This window comes from Rhizohabitans arisaemae (assembly GCF_025996515.1).
Taxonomy (GTDB): Bacteria; Actinomycetota; Actinomycetes; order Streptosporangiales; family Streptosporangiaceae; genus Rhizohabitans; species Rhizohabitans arisaemae.
In genome coordinates this window covers 928284-944572 of record NZ_BLRH01000060.1, presented here as the reverse complement: position 1 = coordinate 944572, position 16289 = coordinate 928284, and the positions used below count along the sequence as shown (strand labels likewise).

The 16289-nt window shown below is 71.1% G+C and carries 11 protein-coding genes; 5 read left to right on the top strand and 6 right to left on the bottom strand.

The features are described 5' to 3' along the window. Nucleotides 1–20: 20 nt before the first annotated feature. Nucleotides 21–245, top strand: coding sequence for an SDR family oxidoreductase (locus RUR_RS32785; RefSeq protein WP_283139100.1), 225 nt, complete (start codon nucleotides 21–23; stop codon nucleotides 243–245). A gap of 93 nt (nucleotides 246–338) precedes the next feature. Here RUR_RS32785 and RUR_RS32780 read toward each other — a convergent pair whose 3' ends face one another. The 5 genes from RUR_RS32780 to RUR_RS32760 all read right to left on the bottom strand — a co-directional run bounded on the left by RUR_RS32780 (nucleotide 339) and on the right by RUR_RS32760 (nucleotide 8350). Then, nucleotides 339–2981: a fibrinogen-like YCDxxxxGGGW domain-containing protein gene (locus tag RUR_RS32780; RefSeq protein ID WP_283139099.1), complete on the bottom strand. Its 2643-nt coding sequence runs from the start codon at nucleotides 2979–2981 to the stop codon at nucleotides 339–341. Nucleotides 2982–3411: 430 nt separating this feature from the next. Then, the gene (locus RUR_RS32775; protein WP_283139098.1) at nucleotides 3412–4305 is read right to left on the bottom strand and encodes a sulfotransferase domain-containing protein; all 894 of its coding nucleotides are present in this window, start codon (nucleotides 4303–4305) and stop codon (nucleotides 3412–3414) included. Continuing rightward, nucleotides 4302–6149 carry an MATE family efflux transporter gene (locus tag RUR_RS32770; protein WP_283139097.1) on the bottom strand — a complete coding sequence of 616 codons (1848 nt, stop codon included), beginning with the start codon at nucleotides 6147–6149 and terminating at the stop codon, nucleotides 4302–4304. The genes RUR_RS32775 and RUR_RS32770 overlap by 4 nt, the downstream gene beginning before the upstream one ends. Beyond that, complete coding sequence (locus RUR_RS32765) at nucleotides 6146–7369, bottom strand: O-antigen ligase family protein (RefSeq protein ID WP_283139096.1); 1224 nt, start codon at nucleotides 7367–7369, stop codon at nucleotides 6146–6148. The genes RUR_RS32770 and RUR_RS32765 overlap by 4 nt, the downstream gene beginning before the upstream one ends. A 3-nt stretch (nucleotides 7370–7372) precedes the next feature. After that, nucleotides 7373–8350: a glycosyltransferase family 2 protein gene (locus tag RUR_RS32760; protein ID WP_283139095.1), complete on the bottom strand. Its 978-nt coding sequence runs from the start codon at nucleotides 8348–8350 to the stop codon at nucleotides 7373–7375. Between the two features lie 81 nt (nucleotides 8351–8431). On the opposite strand from RUR_RS32760, the gene RUR_RS32755 reads away from it, so the two are divergent. Next, complete coding sequence (locus tag RUR_RS32755) at nucleotides 8432–9439, top strand: hypothetical protein (RefSeq protein WP_283139094.1); 1008 nt, start codon at nucleotides 8432–8434, stop codon at nucleotides 9437–9439. Between the two features lie 295 nt (nucleotides 9440–9734). Here the strand turns inward: RUR_RS32755 and RUR_RS32750 are convergent, their stop codons facing one another. After that, nucleotides 9735–11150 (bottom strand): hypothetical protein, encoded by a 1416-nt coding sequence (locus tag RUR_RS32750; protein WP_283139093.1) that lies wholly within the window; start codon nucleotides 11148–11150, stop codon nucleotides 9735–9737. Nucleotides 11151–11390: 240 nt separating this feature from the next. Here RUR_RS32750 and RUR_RS32745 point away from each other — a divergent pair, with 240 nt between their 5' ends. The 3 genes from RUR_RS32745 (at nucleotide 11391) to RUR_RS32735 (ending at nucleotide 16286) form a co-directional block, all read left to right on the top strand. Next, entirely contained in the window at nucleotides 11391–13196 is a 1806-nt protein-coding gene (locus RUR_RS32745; protein WP_283139092.1) for an RNA ligase family protein, read from the top strand. Beyond that, entirely contained in the window at nucleotides 13196–15994 is a 2799-nt protein-coding gene (locus RUR_RS32740; RefSeq protein WP_283139091.1) for an RNA repair domain-containing protein, read from the top strand. The genes RUR_RS32745 and RUR_RS32740 overlap by 1 nt, the downstream gene beginning before the upstream one ends. Before the next feature lie 160 nt (nucleotides 15995–16154). Next, the gene (locus RUR_RS32735; RefSeq protein ID WP_283139090.1) at nucleotides 16155–16286 is read left to right on the top strand and encodes a hypothetical protein; all 132 of its coding nucleotides are present in this window, start codon (nucleotides 16155–16157) and stop codon (nucleotides 16284–16286) included. Nucleotides 16287–16289 lie beyond the last annotated feature (3 nt).

Here is a 16289-nt window from a genome sequence, read left to right as displayed (position 1 = left end):
TCTTGCTGAGTGTCTCGCGGATGCGCTCAGTCGTCGAGGGATCGCCATGCGCAACCAGAAACGTGTGGAAACAGTCTTTCGTCACCAGCGAGCAAGCCGAACGGTTCGTCGCCTCGCTGCACACGGTGAACCGCATTGCCCGGCCCGAGGAGATCGCTCCCTTTGTGGCGTTCCTTCACAGCGATAAGGCGTCGTTCGTCACCGGCGCGGCCCTCGCGATCGACGGCAGGTTCATCGCCCGCTGAGAAAGCCTACGCCGGTGGGTTGCCGAGGACGTTCTTCTTCACGACTTCGGCAACCTGGGATTGGATGACGATCTCAGGGCGGCGCGTGACGGGTTAGCGGGTGCCGGTGAGGGTGAGGCTGAAGCTGAGGTCGGCGCTCCAGGCGTTGGCCTGGTGGACTTGGACGGCGATCGTGTTCCGTCCGGCGACCAGCAGGTCCGGCGGTGCCTGGAAGGCGATGAGGGTGCGTTCGTCGGCCCGGTCCTGCAGGCCGGTGAGCGCCGGGACGCCGTACGCGATCTCCCCTTCGGGCAGGTTGCTCCGGCCCACTTCGACCCCGTTGAGGTAGACGACGGCTCCGTCGTCCCTGACCAGCTCGACGAGGAGTTCCCGGTACGCGGGCGGGTCGGCCACTTCGAACTCGGCCCGGAAGTAGGCGGTCATCGGCCGCGGCGTCGGCCCGGCCAGGATCACCGTGGCCTCGTCGCCGTCGCCGAACCCCAGTTCACCCGGCCCGGACGACCAGGCGGAGTCGTCGAACCCCGGTGCGCGCCACGCCGTACCCAGATCCACCCCATCGTGGGCGTACCGCCAGGTCGTGGACTTGACCACAAACGAATCCCGGACGGGTACGGCCGCCGCGGCGACGGTAGCCGACCGGTTGCCTGAGCCGTCGATCGCGCGCACCAGGTACCGGCCGGTCGCCCCGGCCTCGACGGTGTAGGAGGTCCCGGTGACCGTGGCGATCACCCGGTCGTCCTTCAGCACCTCGTAGCGGACCGGGCCGCTGTTGTCCGTGGCCGGGGACCAGGTCAGGGCGGTGCCGCTCAGCCGCAGGTCGCCCGGTTTGCCCGGTGCGGTCGAGTCGGTCCCGCAGAGCCTGCCGAAGCCGCCCAGCCAGGAGCCGCCCGCCCCGCGGTTCATGTCCCCGCCGAACCACAGGCAGCCGTTGTCGTCGGTGACCAGCTCCCACGGGCCGTTGCCGGCTCGTGAACCGAGGACCGGCGCGAAGTTCGGCAGGTATTCGCCGGTCTCGGCGTCCCATGCGCCGATGAAAACAATCTGATGGGCGTTGGACCATCCGGTGGGGTTGGGATAGTTCGACGCGTCGTTGTAGACGAAGTCGCCGCAGTGGCAGGAGGCGTAGACGATCCCGTTCAGCTCGACCGCGCTCTGGAAGTCGCCACCTTGCACCGTGATGTTCCCGCGGACCCGCTCAAAGCCGTCCTTGGTGTACATCTGGAAGTCGTGCTGGGAGCCGCCCATCCACACCCGGTCGCCGAACTCCCGGATGATCTGCCGGTACTGCTTCTGGGTGGTCGAGGTGCTCGGCACCCACTCCTGGTCCTTGAGCCCGGGGATCCGGGTGGGCGGGGAGGTCGTGCCGATGACTGCGACCTTCCGGGCCGGCGCCCCCACGGCCGTACTGAAATGTCCGCCGAAGTAGACCCGGTCCGGGGTGGCGTCCAGCTCGATCGGGACGCCGTCGAAGCTCGGTTTCCACGTCCCGTCGGGCTTGCCGTCGGAAACCCGGACGCGGGCCGCCCGGCTCAAGGTGATCGGCCCGGTCTCGGGGGAGCCCCCGCCGATCCGGTTGAACTGCCCGCCGACGTAGATCCAGTCGCCTTCCCGGTCCAAGGTGCGTACCAAGGCCGGGTTGCCGGTGTGGCTAACCGTGGCCTTCCAGCCCGGCGCGACCGCACCGGTCTCCGGATTCAGCGCGACCAGCCCGCCGGTGAACTCGCCGCCCGCGACAATCCGGTCACCTGCCACCTGAATGTCCCAGACCTGGCCGTTCAGCTCGGGCCGGAACCCTTCCCGCCACTCACCGGTGTTCACATCAAAGGCGGCGAGGTACGGCTGCCGCGTGCGCGGCCCGTCGGCGCCCCGCTGGACGTACTCGAACTTCCCGCCGACGTAGATCGTGTCGCCGTGGACCGCCAGCGACTGGACCTCGATGTTCTGCTCACCCGTGCCGCCGCCCACCACGCCGGTCACCCCCCACGGGGTCGCCGTGGTGCGATTGGCCACCAAGGGTTTGGCCGTCGAGGCGGGCAGCCCATCGGCCGGGATCTTGGGGAAATCGGCCGAGGTGATCGTCGGGCGGATGAAGACCTGGGTGAACGGGATCGCCGAGTTCTCGTTCGCCAGCTCCCAGAGGTAGCTCGTCGCCGAGTTGCTCCCGTCCCGGACGGCTGAGCCGTAGGCGAATCCCTTCTGCCACCCGTGCCGGTCCCAGCCGTAGGTGGTGAGGCGCCGCTCGCCGCTGTTGGAGCCGGCGTCCCTGGTCGTTCCGGAGGCGCGGGATCCGTCGAAGGCGACCGAGGAAAGCGGATGCCCGGCGTCGAACGTCCACGACCAGTCTTTCAGCCGGGACGGCTTCCAGCGCACCTCCTGCCAGGCGGTTCCGGTGGCGTTCCGCGCCCGGCGGATCCGGATCCCGTCGGCGAGGGCGTCGACCCGTTCACCGTTCAGCAGTCCGTTGACCGTGTCACCGGGAAGCGCGGCCGGCTTGAACGCCCCGGTCCCTGCGGGATTGTTCAGGATCTCGCCCGGGGTGCCCTGCCCGCCGTGGTGGAACTTCCAGCCCTCCCGGCCCCGTCCGACCAGCACCCATCCACCGCCGTCGGTGGTCATGTCGCAGTAGAACCGCTGCGGCGCGATCAGCGCGGGCGTCTGCAGCCAGTAGAGACCGTCCTGGCTGCCCGGCTCAGCCTTCTTGATCGCCCAACACGACGCCGCCGCCCGCTCCTGCACACTCCCCAGGGCAGGTGCCGTCGGGGGCTGTGGCGTTGCACCGACGGGAAGGGTAACCGCCCCCACCGCGGTAACCCCGGCCACCACAACCGCCAGCCTTCGCCCCCAGACCCCCATGCCCACTCCCAAACCACCCATGACGCACTAAAAGGCACTTATTGCCAATAAGAGCCCAAACATAGCGCATCCCGACATGCTGGAGGATCTTAGGTGAGCCACAGGTCGGAGCCGGGTAAGTGACTCCACTCGTCCTGAACCGAATGAAGATTGCGATCAAGACTCCTTGTCGACATTCAGGCCACAAGCGCCGTTACCGCCTGAGGTGATCTCGGAGATGAGTATTGATCGGCACCCGGTTGCCGGAGCTCGGTCTCCGCTTCCGGCAGGGAACCCGATCGCCGTACGGCCGATCGCGCCACGTCCGGACCGGTCAGGCGGGCCAGCCGAAGTCTTCGCCGAGGAGGGTGTAGAGCTCGCGGTTGTGGGAGCGGTAGAAGTCGGTGAGGCGTACCCGGGTGGCTTCGGCCATGGGCGGGGCGGGGAGACGGTTGTGCCGTTCGACGGTGGTCAGGCGGTGGCGGGGGAGGCCGAGGAAGTCGGTCACCCGGTCGAAGCCGGCCTGTTCGTCGGCGTACAGGGATTCGGCGGACATGATGAGGAACCGGTCGCGGGGGAAGAGCGCGAACCACTGCTCCAGCTGCGGCCGGTAGATGCCGCGGTCGCGGTAGCTCAGGTAGTCGTGGGGCAGGCTGTGGTAGTGCGGGTCGAGTGCCATCCGCTCGGGTTCGCCGCGTAGCCGGTCGAACTCTTCGGCGAGCGCCTCCTCGAAGGTCAGGGGCTCGACCCCTTTGCCGACGGCTTCCCAGTAGTGGGAGTAGGCCCGTTTCACCGGGTCGCGCAGGAGCACGACCAGTTTCACGGCGGGCATCCGTTCCCGGACCAGGGCGGGGATCCGCGGGTCGTACAGGTAGTACGGGCACGCCTCGCCGGTAAGCGGCCGGTGGCCGTGGCGTGCGGCCACCGCTTCGATCTCCCGTTCGGTGGCGAAGTGCGAGCGGTACCAGTTGTCGCCTTTGGCGAGGTTGACGGAGAAGTACCAGGGGCTCTTGAGGCCACGGGACGCCGGGAACATCGGCATCACCAGCGGGTGCTGGGTGAGGTAGTTCCACATTGAGGTGCTGCCCCCGCGTTTGGTGCCGATGACCAGGAAGTCGGGGAGGTGCCGGCGTGCGGCGGTGCGGATGCCGTAGGCGCGGGTCGCGGCGTTGGCCAGGTCTTTCGCCCAGCGTGGGGCGTGATCCTTGTAACGGTTGAGGGTGTTCACCGGTGGCTCCTCAGCAGGACGTCGAGGTGGAGGCGGGCGCGCAGGCGCCAGAGCGCGAAGCCGTACCCGGCGCACGCGACAAGCAGATAGAGGGCGAAACTCCCGGCGTTCGCCCCGAGGACGGACCGCACGACGAGCCCGGCGCCGCCGAACCAGAGCAGCGCCCAGAGCGCGGCGACCGCGGGCCCGCGCAGGCCGAGCCGGAGTCCGAGCAGCATGCGGACCTGTACGGCGGCGAGCGCGGTGTCGACCAGCATGGTGATCGCCCAGGCGACGGCCGCGCCGATCAGCCCGTACGCGGGGAGCAGGATCAGATGCGCGGCGACGCAGACGGTGAGGGCGACGACCTTGTTCAGTAAGCTCCACGAGCTCTTACCGCCCATGAGCAGGACCGTCTGGACGTTTCCGGCGGCCAGGACGCCCAGCATGCCGAGGGCGAGGATCGCCAGCGGGACGGCACCGCCGGTGAAATCCTCGCCGAAGAGCGTCAACACGAACGGCCCGAACACCGCGAGGCTCAGGTAGAGCGGCCAGGAGGCGGCGACCACCCAGCCGGTGGCGACGGCGTTGAGCCTTTGTGCCTCGGCGCGCTCCCCCCGGGCGAGCATGGCCGAGATCTGCGGCGCGATCGCGATCCGGGTCGCGGCGAGCACCAGCGTCCCGGTGGTCACGAACCGGCTCGCGGTCGCGTAGATCCCCGCGTCGTGGCTGGTCAGCATGGCCCCTGCGAGGAGCACACCCACCTGGACGATCGCGATCTCCAGCACCGAGGCCACCCCGCGCGGCCCCGCGAACCCCCAGAACTCCCGCGCCGTCGCCCCCCACGAGGTACGGCCTCCGGTGGCCGTACCGGATCTTTCGGGTTCTGTCGCACTCGGCGAAGCGTGAGACGGCGGATTCACGGCAGGCGTGGTACGGCCTGCGGGCGCTTTTCCCCAGCCTGTGGATGCCGTACGGCCTGTGGGCGGCTCGCCGCCTGAAGCCGTACCCGAGTCTCCCGGGGTTGAGCTGTTGCGCGGCTCGCAGGGCACAACTCCAGGGTCGGTATGGCCTGTGGCGGGCCGTGTGTGATTGGAGGCGAGGCCGAGCTGTGGCGTTTTTCCCCAGCCTGTGGACGGTGTACGACCTGTGGCGGGTTCGCCGCCTGAGGCCGTACCCGAATCTTCCGGGGTTGGGCCGGTTCGCGGTGGCGCCGTGGGGTCGGCGTGTTCCCGGCGGAGGAGGAGTCGGCGGAGGACGAAGGCGGCGGCGAGGAAGGCGAGGACTCCGGGGATCGACCAGGCGAGCATGACCGCGCCCGCGCCGTAGCCGAGGGCGAACACGGCCAGGACCAGCAGCGGGCGGAGCGCGGGCATGGCGACGTTGCCGATCAGCGTGTACGCGGTGACGCTGCCCAGGCCACGGGTGCCGGCGAGGGCGAGGTTGCGCGCGGCGGCGACGGCGAGGAAGGGCGCGGCGATGTGCAGCAGGAGCACGGCGTCCGCCTGACCGCCCGCGAAGACGCCGGCGACCCACGGCGCGAAGCCGTACAGCAGCGCCGCCACAAGGAAGCTGATCACCCCGACCGGGATGAACGCCACGGCGAACACCCGCCGCAGGTCGGCCACCCGGTTGAGCGCGCGGAACCGGGCGGTCAGTCGGACCAGGCCGGTGTCGGCGCCGAGTTCGGTGACTTCGGTGAGGATCGCGATGAGGGCGACGACGACGAAGAAGACGCCGGCGCCGGCCGGGCCGAGGACTCGGGCGACGGTGACGGTGAGGGCGAAGCCGGCGACGGCGGCGACGATCGACCCGGCGAGCCCGATCATCCCGCCGCGGGCGAACTCCTTGAGCGCGGCGGTCATGCGAGTGGCTCCCGGAGTGCGGCGGCGGCGCCGGTGAGCAGGATGACGAGCTGCAGTCCGCCGTCGAAGCCGTAATAGAAGATCATGAAGGAGGCCATCACCAGGGCGACGTGCGGCCAGAGGAGCGCGTCGGAGCGGGGTCTGCGGGTTCGCCAGGCGAGCCCCCAGAGTGCGAGACAGAACAGGATCAACGCCGGGAACCCGTACGAGAACATCAGGTTCCAGAAGTGGCCCTGGGTGCCGACCGAGATGCCCAGGGTTTCCGAGGGCCGGGGGGCGCCGTGGCCGAGTACCGGGGACTCCAGGGCGCCGCGGAACGCCTCCAGGTAGACGGTCTGCCTGCCCACGTTCGTGGTGCTGTAGTCGGTTCTGGTGCCGATGGTGTCCAGCACCCCGGTGGTGGACGCGGCGACCGCGGCGACGATCAGCGCACCGGCCAGTCCGGCGAGCAGCCCTTTACGGCCTCGGGCGGCGAAGCGGAGCGCGGCGTAGACCAGCCCGGCGGAGAGCGCGAGGATCATGCCGCGGTTGAGGGTGGCGAAGGCGGGGACCAGGGAGGCGACCGCCAGTAAGCCGATCCCGATCTTCAAGCGACGCGAGCCCTCGGAGAAAAGGATCATGAAGACGAACGGCATCAGCAGCGCGTAGTGGCTGCCCCAGGCGTTGGTGTAGGGGAAAGGCGCGCTCGGGCGTTCGAAGACCTGGGGCGATCCCCAGGGGGCCTGGATCTCGGCGAACGTGGGATGCACGAGTTGCCGGACGTACTCGTTGGAGAGCAGCGACTCGGGCAGGACCCGCTCCAGCGGAGTGGAGAGCTCGCCGTACGGAACGAGGTAGCCGAGATATCCGCCCAGCACCACCCAGACCCAGAGGATCACGGCGAGTCCGGCCACCCGCCTGATCGGCAGCCGGTCCCGGGAGCAGTTGTAGACGTAGAGGAAGACGACCGTGGCCCCGAGGTAGGTCGCGGACCGGAAGGCGAATCCGGCCAGGCGTCCGGCGGTGTCCAGCTGGGTCGCGGCGATCAGCATCATGACCAGGAAGAGCAGCCAGAGGCCGAAGCCCCGGGGCGCGCGGATGCGACCGCGGATCACCAGCGCGGCGGCCATCGGCAGGCTGCACAGCAGGGGGGAGAACGCCCCGAGGCCGAGCACCCACCAGAGGGGAAATCCCGCGAAAAGCGCATAAAGCGGCCAGAGCGGCAGGTCCCGGGACCGCATTCCTCAGACTCCGCGCCCGCGGGCGTTGAGCAGCCGGAGGGTACGGCGTGCGCTGATCAGCCGCAGCCCGACGGCGAGGGCGAGGTAGGCCCGCGGTTCCCACCGGTTGCCGCGCAGCGCCCGCAGGGCCCAGCGCCGGGCGGCCCGGTGGTCGCCGCTCGCGGCGCGGTAGAACGCGACCTGCCCCTGGAGCCGGGCGAGCCCGGCGGGCTCCGAGGCGAACTCGGGGTGCTTGCCGATGAGGTACGCGAGGGCGTCGGCGATCACGGCGAACCGGTCGGCGAAGAACGAACCACCCCAGTACACCTTGACCAGCGCCTCGGGGACGCACACAACAGGGGTGATCCGGGCGATCCTCAGCAGGAGGTCGTAATCCTCGGCATAGCTCCCCGGCAGTGCCTCGTCCACCGGCCCGGACCGGTCGAGCAGGTCCCTGCGCACCACGAGCGTGGAGGGGTGCAGTTCCATCACCCGGTCCCGCAGCAGGTGGCGGTGGGTCACCGCCGCGTACGGCACGAGCCTGCGGGTGACCTGGCCGCCGGAGACGATCTCGATCCCGGAGGCGACGGCGGCCGGTGAGCCGGCGAGCTGGAGCCGGAGTTTGTCCGCCCGCCACTCGTCGTCGTCATCGCAGAACGCCACATAGTCCCCGGTCGCCGCGGCGATTCCGGCGTTTCTGGCCCCGGCCAGCCCGGGGGTGTTGCCGTTGCGCACGATCGTCACGGATCGGCAGCCGGTACGGCAGTGCGCGGCCCCGTCGTGTCCGCAGCCGGTGAGGCCGAGCTCCTCCGGCTCCGATTGGTCGAAGACGACGACGAGCTGGACGTGTCCCGGGTGGTCCTGCCCGAGGACGGCCCGGGCCGCGCGGCGCAGGAGGGGGAGCCGGTCACGGGTGGCGATGACGACGCTGACGCTCTGCACGACCCGCTCCTTGATCCACCAACCCGGCTTCGACCTGCCGAAGTGGAGTTTACTTGGCATTTGCCGCATTTATACCTATGTGTAGGCTATTGCGCTATGTGGGGTGTCTTGCGAAGAGTTGGCGGGCTTTTGCTGGTGGCGGTGCCCGTCGTCACGGCCCCCCTGGATCCTCCGTCGATCATGTTCACGACGGCCGACACGCGGATCGGTCAGTCCAGCGGGCTGACCGTCGCCGGATCCCGGATCTTCACTCTGGGGGACGCGGGCAGCGGGCTCGACCAGGTCTGGGGCCTCGACGGCACCGGCAAGGCCGCCGTCACGATCAACCTCCCGGCCGGAAGCAACGAGGACTGGGAGGACATCGCGGCCGTGAAGGACCGGGACGGGCGGCGCAGGATCTACCTCGCCGACACCGGGGACGCCCACAACGTCAGAAGCCGTCAGGGCCTGCCGTCCCGCCGCGAGTTCCGGGTGATCCGTTTCGACGAGCCCGACCCGGCCCGGACCGGGACGGTCGCCGCGACCGGGGTCGCCGTTCAGCGGCTGAAGTACCCGGACGAGGTCACCCACAACGTCGAGGCCATGCTCGTCCAGCCCGGCACCGGAAAGGTCTTCCTGGTCAACAAGACGGAGAAGGCCGAGCAGAAGACGACCCTCTGGGCGGCCCCCGCGTTCTCCCCGAACCAGGTCGGCACACTCACCGCGGTCGTCCCCGAGATCCCGGTCTTCCGCGCCACCGGTGCGGCGTTCTCCCTGTCCGGCGACCGGCTCGTGATCAGAAACGAGCAGACCGCCTACCTGTGGAAGGTCGTCAAGGGCGACGTCGCGAAGGCGTTCGAGAACGCGCCCACCGAGATCCCGCTCCCCGACCAGCGCCAGGGGGAGGGGGTGGCCTTCTCCGCCGACGGCCGCGCCCTTCTGATCAGCTCCGAGGGCGCCAAGCAGCCCGTCTGGCGGGTCCCGCTGGTCTCCACGCCGGGCAAGGCGACCGCCTCGCCCGCGGCGGAGGAGACGGGCCCGCGCTCCACGGCGTCCTCGGCGGTGGACGGCTCGGAAACCGCCGCGGATCTGCGGATCCTCGCCTTTACCGCCGTCGCCGCCCTCGCCGGGATCGGTTACCTGGTCTTCTGGTACCGCCGTCGCCGCTGACCGAGAGATCGCGTCGGCACCCGCCGAAATGCCCTGCTGCCTGCGATCCTCGCGGTTCCGATCACGACGGCGGCATGCGCCACGGACGTCACGCAGGAATCCTCCGGTTCCGCCTAAGGTGGACCGTCATGTCCGGGTACGCCGCCCCGGAAGTTCGCAGCGCAGGGCGCCTTGCCGCCCAGGTTGCCTTGCGAAATGACGTCCGCCTTGATACGGATTCGCCGGTCGGAGCCCACGACCTGCGCCTCCGCTGAACAACCCGGTCTCCCAAGGTTGGGGTACGACACGGTGTGCCCTATCCCGTAGCCGGTTCCTCGACCGGATTCGCCGGTACGGACCCGCGGTCGGCTTTCCGGTCGCTCCGGGCGGCGGGCTTGAGGATCAAGCCGCCGACGGGGTCCAGGCCGAACTCGGCGAGGAGCTCCCGGAGTTCCTCGACGTCGGCGAAGCGGGTCCGACGGGGATCGGCCACCACGATCGCACCCTCCGCCGAGCGCGCGTACTTGAGCAGGTCGACGGCGGTGGGACGGGCCGGGAGCAGGAGGAGCACGCCGTCGGCCGTACCCGGCTCGGCGGAGCCGTCCGGTACGGCCGACGCGTGCTCCCCCGGGAAGCGGAGCGGGGTCGCGTCCGAGGCCGGGTCGAGGACGAGGACGTTCCGGCTGAGCGAGGCGAGCGCCGATCCCAGGGACAGGGCGAGACCCGGCAGGTCGACCTGGGGTGTCGGGGAGACGACGGCGAGCGTTCGGGTGGGGCCGGTGAAGCCGTGGTTGATCAGCCGGGCGGCGAGCCGGAGGCTCTTCTCGTCCACCGGGCCGGGCTGTCCGGACACGCGCACCCCGAGACCGCGGGCCGCGGGCCGTACCGATCCCAGTGCGGGTGCGTCCAGGACCGCGGCGAGTTCGCGGGCGGTCCTGACCCGGCGGTCGAGGATCTGTACGGCGAACGCCAGCATCAGACCGAGCAGCAGCCCGGCGGCCCCGCCCACGGCCAGGAAGTTCTTGCGCGAGGGGGCGGAACGGTACTCGGGAGACTGCGCCGCCTGGGTGAGATATCCGGGCCGGGTATCCACGACGGCGAGTGCGTCGGCTCGTTTGCGCAGTTCACCGGCTTGAGCGTTGAGCTGGTCCCGTTCGGAGCGGAGCGCGGTCGTGGTTTCCGGCGATTTGCCGGCGATCTCCCGGGCGAGCGTGCGCAGCCGGGTGCCGAGCTCGGTCAGCCGGGTGGTGATCGCCTTCTGGACGGCTTCGGCGTCGCTGACCACGGTCTGCTCGCGGATCTTCAGGTAGGCCTGCGCGAACGCGTTGGCTCCCGCGGCCGCGGCGGCGGGGTCTTCGGCGGTGAACTCGAAGCGGAGCACCCGGGTGGATTCGGGCACCCGCACGCTGAGGTTCTCCCGCAGGCCGCGTGCGGAGAAGGCGGGTCCGAGCTCTTTGGCGGCCTCCCGCGCGACGTCCTGCGACATCGCGACCTGGCGCTCGGTCGGCATGGACAGGGTGCGGTCGATGCCGGGGCCGCTCGGGTCGAAGGGCTGGGTGGTCACATTGCGGGCCATGACCTCGGCGGCGGCGGTGTAGGCGGGCGGCACGAGGTTGAGCGCGACGGCCGAGGCGAGCAACCCGAGCAGCGGGCCCAGAATGAGGTAGGCGCGGTGCCGCGAGATCATCCCCAGGTAGTCGCGGAGCTCCACGGAGTTCTCGCCCGCCCCCATCGCCTGTCTTCTCCCCACCGATCGATCAACGGGACGATTCACGGAGCTTTGTCCCGATATATGAGGTTATTGGAGGAGGAGTCCTATAACGACGGCGGGGTGTGCGGTCTCCATCCCCAGCGCGACCTTCGACGCGCCGTCCCTCTGCGGAGAACGCCGTCGGCCGTCGCAAATGATCAACAAACGGTGCGAATTTATTGGATGGATCCGCTTTTCACCCCACTTGTACAGTGAGGCGCATTGAAGATCCGCCAGGTGGAGGGGATCATGCGCGTGCAGTACCCGCGGACCCCGCACCTGCCCTGGTCGCCCGGCGCGACCTCGGACGACGTGCGCACGGGCGACCTGTCCGGGCTTCGGGGGCGCGAGGTCGTGGTCACCGAGAAGCTCGACGGGGAGAACACCACGCTGTACCCCGACGGGATGCACGCACGCTCGCGGGACTCGGCCCATCATCCCTCCCGGGCGTGGGTCAAGGGCCTTTTGGGGCGGATAGGCGGGAGGATCCCCCCGGGGTGGCGGGTGTGCGGGGAGAACGTCTACGCGCGGCACTCCATCGCCTACCCGGGGCTCGCGAGCTGGTTCTACGGGTTCTCGGTCTGGGACGGCGACCGCTGTCTCGACTGGGACCGCACGGTCTCCTTCCTGCGGGAGCTGGGGGTTCCGGTGCCGCCGGTGCTGTGGCGCGGCGTCTTCGACGAGCGGGCGCTGCGGGCGTTGCGGCTGGACACCGAGCGCCACGAAGGCTACGTGGTACGGGCCGCCGCGGGGTTCGCGCGGGAGGAGTTCGCGGGGCGGGTGGCCAAATGGGTCCGGCCGCAGCACGTCCGAACCGGCACGCACTGGATGCACGCCGCCGTCGTCCCCAACGGGCTGGCCCCGGCCGCCGCGCTGTGGTCGGTGCGCTCGGGCGCCGACCCCGGCGTGCCCGCCCTGTTGGACGCGGTGGGCGTCGCCGCCTCGAACCGGAGCGAGGACCCCGTTCATTCGAGCGGGCTCCTCACCCAGGACGGCCTGGCGGGAGCCACCGCGGCCGTGGTCGAGGTGGCGGCCGCGCTCGATGCGATCGGGCGGTTCGGCGAGGCCCGGCTGGAGGGCGTCCTGGCCACCGCGCTGCATTCCCTGCCGCGGTCCTGGCTGGCGGCCCGTCTGGCCGAACCGCTGGGCATGCGGCCGGCGCGGCGGGTCGCGGACCTGGTCGGCCTGCACGCGGCGCTGCTCCGGTCGTACCCGGACGAGGAGCGGCGCGCCGGGCTGGCGCGGATGGCGTTCGCCGCGGACCTGGGCGTGCTGCACGCCGTCGCGGCGGCCGTACCCGCTGGGAACGGCGGCCACGCTCGCGACCAGGTCGCATGGTCGGCCCTGCACGCCGAGGACGCCGGGCTTCTCGAGCGCGAACCGCCGGCACACCTGCGGGCGGGGCTGCGCGAGGCCCTGGCCGGCCTGGACGCGGAGGCGGCCGACCGGTGCTGGGCGGAGGCGTGCGACGCCTGGGCCGGCGGGCGCGTCGCCACGGCGGAGGCGGCGGTGGCGGCGACCTGGCGGTGGCGATCCGGACGGTTCCCCCGGCTGGTGCACCTGGTCGGGCTGCCGGGAAGCGGGAAGAGCACGTTCGCGGCGGGCCTGCCGGGCATCGACGCGTCCATATCGCTGGACGACCTGCGCGAGGCCCGTGGTTCACGGGCGGACCAGCGAGCCAACCAGGAGGTGCTCGCCGAAGGCCTTTCCCGGCTCGACGCCGCGCTGGCGGCGGGTGGCACCGTGGTGTGGGACGCCACCTCGCTCAACCGGCGGCAGCGTTCCCTGGTGCACGCCGTGGCGCGCCGTCGCGACGCGCTGACCACGCATGCGGTCGTGCTGGTGGAGGAGGCGGAACTGCATCGGCGCAACGCCCGCCGCGAGCATGCCGTGCCGTCGCACGTGCTCGCCGCGCAGTCGCGCAGGTTCGTCCCGCCCTATCCCGGCCAAGCGCATCGCACCTGGTACATCGGGAGGTCGGGAACCGTCGAGGACGTGTGCGGGGCGCTTTCGGAAGAGGGGGCGTGATGCGCACCAGCGAGGAGATCTACCACCGGGTCCGCTGGGACCCGAGGTTCGACCCGGCGCGTTTCGTCCTTGGGGTCGGCCAGCGGAACGCCGTACCCAAGCGGGTGTCGCTGCCCGCCTTCACCCCCGGAGGCGACATCCCCTGGCACCGGGTGCTGTTCATCGAAGCGGACGGCGAGCTGGTCTGGGACCGCGTCACGGGCCTGGACCGCCTCGACGACTGCGAGGCCGGCCGGGCACGGGACGCGCACCGCCTGCGCCCCCCGTTCTTCACGGCCAGGACCCCGCACGCCGTGGACCAGACCGGCAGTTGGCGTCCCGTCACCGGACAGGTCCGTCCCGGCTCCGCGCGAAGGCCGCCCGCGGCGGCCGTGCGCGTGCTGACCTGGAACACGTTGTGGGACCGCTACGACGGCGACCGCATCGACACCGCGCGGCGCCGCCCGCTGCTCCTCGCGGCCTTGGCGGACGCCGACGCGGACGTCATCGCGCTCCAGGAGGTCGAGCCCGCGCTGCTGTCGATGCTGATGGCCGCACCCTGGGTGCGCGACGGCTACACCCTCGGCACCGACCCGTCCGGTCCGGATGTCGACACCGCTGGCCTCCTGCTGCTGAGCCGGCTGCCCGTACGCGAGGCGGCCAGACACAAGCTGAGCCCGTACAAGGCGGTGGCCGCCATCACCGTGGACACCGGCACCGGCCCCCTAGTCGTCGCCGTCACCCACTTGACCAGCGACCACTCCGCCGACGGCGCGGCCAAGCGGCGGAGCGAGCTGGCCCGCATCGCCGAGGGACTGACGGGTGTGGAGGGGGACCTCGTCCTGCTGGGCGACTTCAACGACGGCACCGACTTCCCCGCCACGACGCTCGGCCTCCGGGATGCCTGGACGGAGGTGCACGGCACAGACGGAACCCCCACCTACGACCCGCAGGCCAACCCGCTGGCCGCGATCTCCTCACGGTCGGGCCGGGCCGCACGCCTGGACCGGGTCCTGCTCCGCGGACGACCCCGGGCGAGCTCGGCGACTCTGTACGGCGCCACGCCTGCCTCCGCGGGGCTGTACATCTCCGACCACTACGGGGTGGGAGCGGTGCTGAACGTCGCCGCCGACGAGGCCGGCGGGGTGCTCGACGTCCCGGCCACGGCGCGTACGGCGGTGGCGTGGGTGCCGCCGCGGGAACTGTGGGCGCCGATCCAGGACGTCCGCCGCAAGCACGATCCCCAGCTCGACCGATGGCCGCCGCACGTCAACCTGCTCTTCGGCTTCGTCCCGGAATCGATGTTCGAGGCGGCGGCGCCGTCGCTGGCCGCGGCGGCCGCCGAGGTCGAACCCTTCACCGCCAGGCTGGAGGGGATACATGCCTTCCGCCATCGTCATGACTCGACCGTCTGGCTCGACCCGGCCGCAGGCGCCCCGGCGCCTTGGGCGCGGCTGCGCCACGCACTTGAACGGCGCTTCCCCGGGTGCGAGGGACGACCGGAGGGTTTCACCCCGCACCTGACCCTTGGCCGTACCGACGATCCGGAAGGTCTCGCCGCCATCCGCCTGGATCCGGTGACGACGCAGGTCGGCGAGCTGGTGCTGCTGTCCCGCCGCGCGGACGAGCCCATGCGCCCACGTGCGCTGATCACCTTGGGCACCGGCGGGATCCGCTGGCTTCCCGAGACCGCGGCCGGGGATTCGCGGTCCGGCCGGGAGACCCTGGCCGAGCGGGTGATCCGGCGGGTGCAGGAGGCGCTGAAGCCGGGAGTCGTGCACGTCGCCGGATCCCGGCGCATGGGCTGCGCACTCCCGGACGCGGACCTGGACCTGGTGGCGGCGCTGCCCGGCGAAACGGGCATGGCCGAAGTCGAAGCCCGGGTGCGGGCGGCGCTGCCCGAGGCCGCAAGGCTGCGCCAGGTCGTCGGCGCCCGGGTGCCGGGGCTGCGATTCCGCCTGGCCGAGCTGGACGTGGACCTGACCCTGGTCGCCACCGGATCGCTCCCTCCGGAACAGGCGCTGATCCGTCGCGCCGAGCTGGGCCGGGTGGCGGCGATCGCCATGAGCGCGGTCGGTGACGCGGACGCGATCCGCACCGCCGTCGGTCCCGACCATGCCCGCTTCGCCCGCCTCGCCGGGCAGGTGAAGGCGTGGGCGCGGGCCCGCGGCCTGGACTCGGCCCCGTTCGGCGGGCTCCCCGGCCTGGCCTGGGCCGTCATGGCCGCGCACACCGTGCGCCGGAGTGTCGGCCTCCCCGCCGACGACCTGCCGGGCCTCTTCTTCGGCACGTGGGCCGCCTGGGACTGGCGAGATCCCATCACCCTCGCCCCCGCCCCGCGGGAACGGGCCCCGATCACGGTGATGACGCCGAGTGATCCCGTGCGCAACTGCGCCGTCCAGGTCACCCCCGGCGGCGTGGACCTGCTCACCCAGGAGCTCTACCGGGCGTGGGAGCTCACGGAGAACGGCGGTTCCGCCGAGGTGTCCGCACCGCCGCCCCTCCACCGCCGGCACGCGGCCTGGGCGGTGGTCACCGTGAGCGCCGGCCGTACCGAGGAATCGGACCTGACGCTCGGCCGGGTCAGGGGGCGGATGCTGGAGTTGCTCGCCGCCTTGGAGGAGACCGGAGTGCCGGACGCGCACGCCTGGCCGCGCCCGTTCGCGACCGGCCCCGGATCGGTGTGCTACGCCGTCGGCCTGGGCCGCACGCCCCCGACGGCCGCGCGCCTCGGCGAGATCACCGGCCGGTGGGCCGGGAGCCTGCCCGGGGTCACGGTCGACTGGGCCGAGGGCGGCGCGGTACCGACCTTGACCTGACGATCGGTATCCCGGTTTCCGTCATCCCAAAATGCATAATAAATCCTGATTAATCCTATCTATAGGGCTTTAAGTTATTTCGTGACATGGGGCGGAATTCGGCCATTACCCGATATTCGGGATGGGTTGATAACCATCCCCTTTTCGGTCACCCTGATAAGTGATCAACGTGGTGAACCGGCTGGAGGTCCCGGGTGGATCGCCCGCCACGGACCCGGCGGCGTACCGGGGCCACCTGGTCAAGGACGGTGCGGACACCCCGACCGGAACCGTCGGCGATCGGCACGGGTGAGGT

What these genes read in the sequence shown, in the direction of transcription:
- RUR_RS32770 (WP_283139097.1), bottom strand. Translation starts at nt 6,149, where the DNA reads ATGACCGCCGCGCTCAAGGAGTTCGCCCGCGGCGGGATGATCGGGCTC.
- RUR_RS32760 (WP_283139095.1), bottom strand. Translation starts at nt 8,350, where the DNA reads ATGCCAAGTAAACTCCACTTCGGCAGGTCGAAGCCGGGTTGGTGGATC.
- RUR_RS32785 (WP_283139100.1), top strand. Translation starts at nt 21, where the DNA reads ATGCGCTCAGTCGTCGAGGGATCGCCATGCGCAACCAGAAACGTGTGG.
- RUR_RS32750 (WP_283139093.1), bottom strand. Translation starts at nt 11,150, where the DNA reads ATGGGGGCGGGCGAGAACTCCGTGGAGCTCCGCGACTACCTGGGGATG.
- RUR_RS32765 (WP_283139096.1), bottom strand. Translation starts at nt 7,369, where the DNA reads ATGCGGTCCCGGGACCTGCCGCTCTGGCCGCTTTATGCGCTTTTCGCG.
- RUR_RS32740 (WP_283139091.1), top strand. Translation starts at nt 13,196, where the DNA reads ATGCGCACCAGCGAGGAGATCTACCACCGGGTCCGCTGGGACCCGAGG.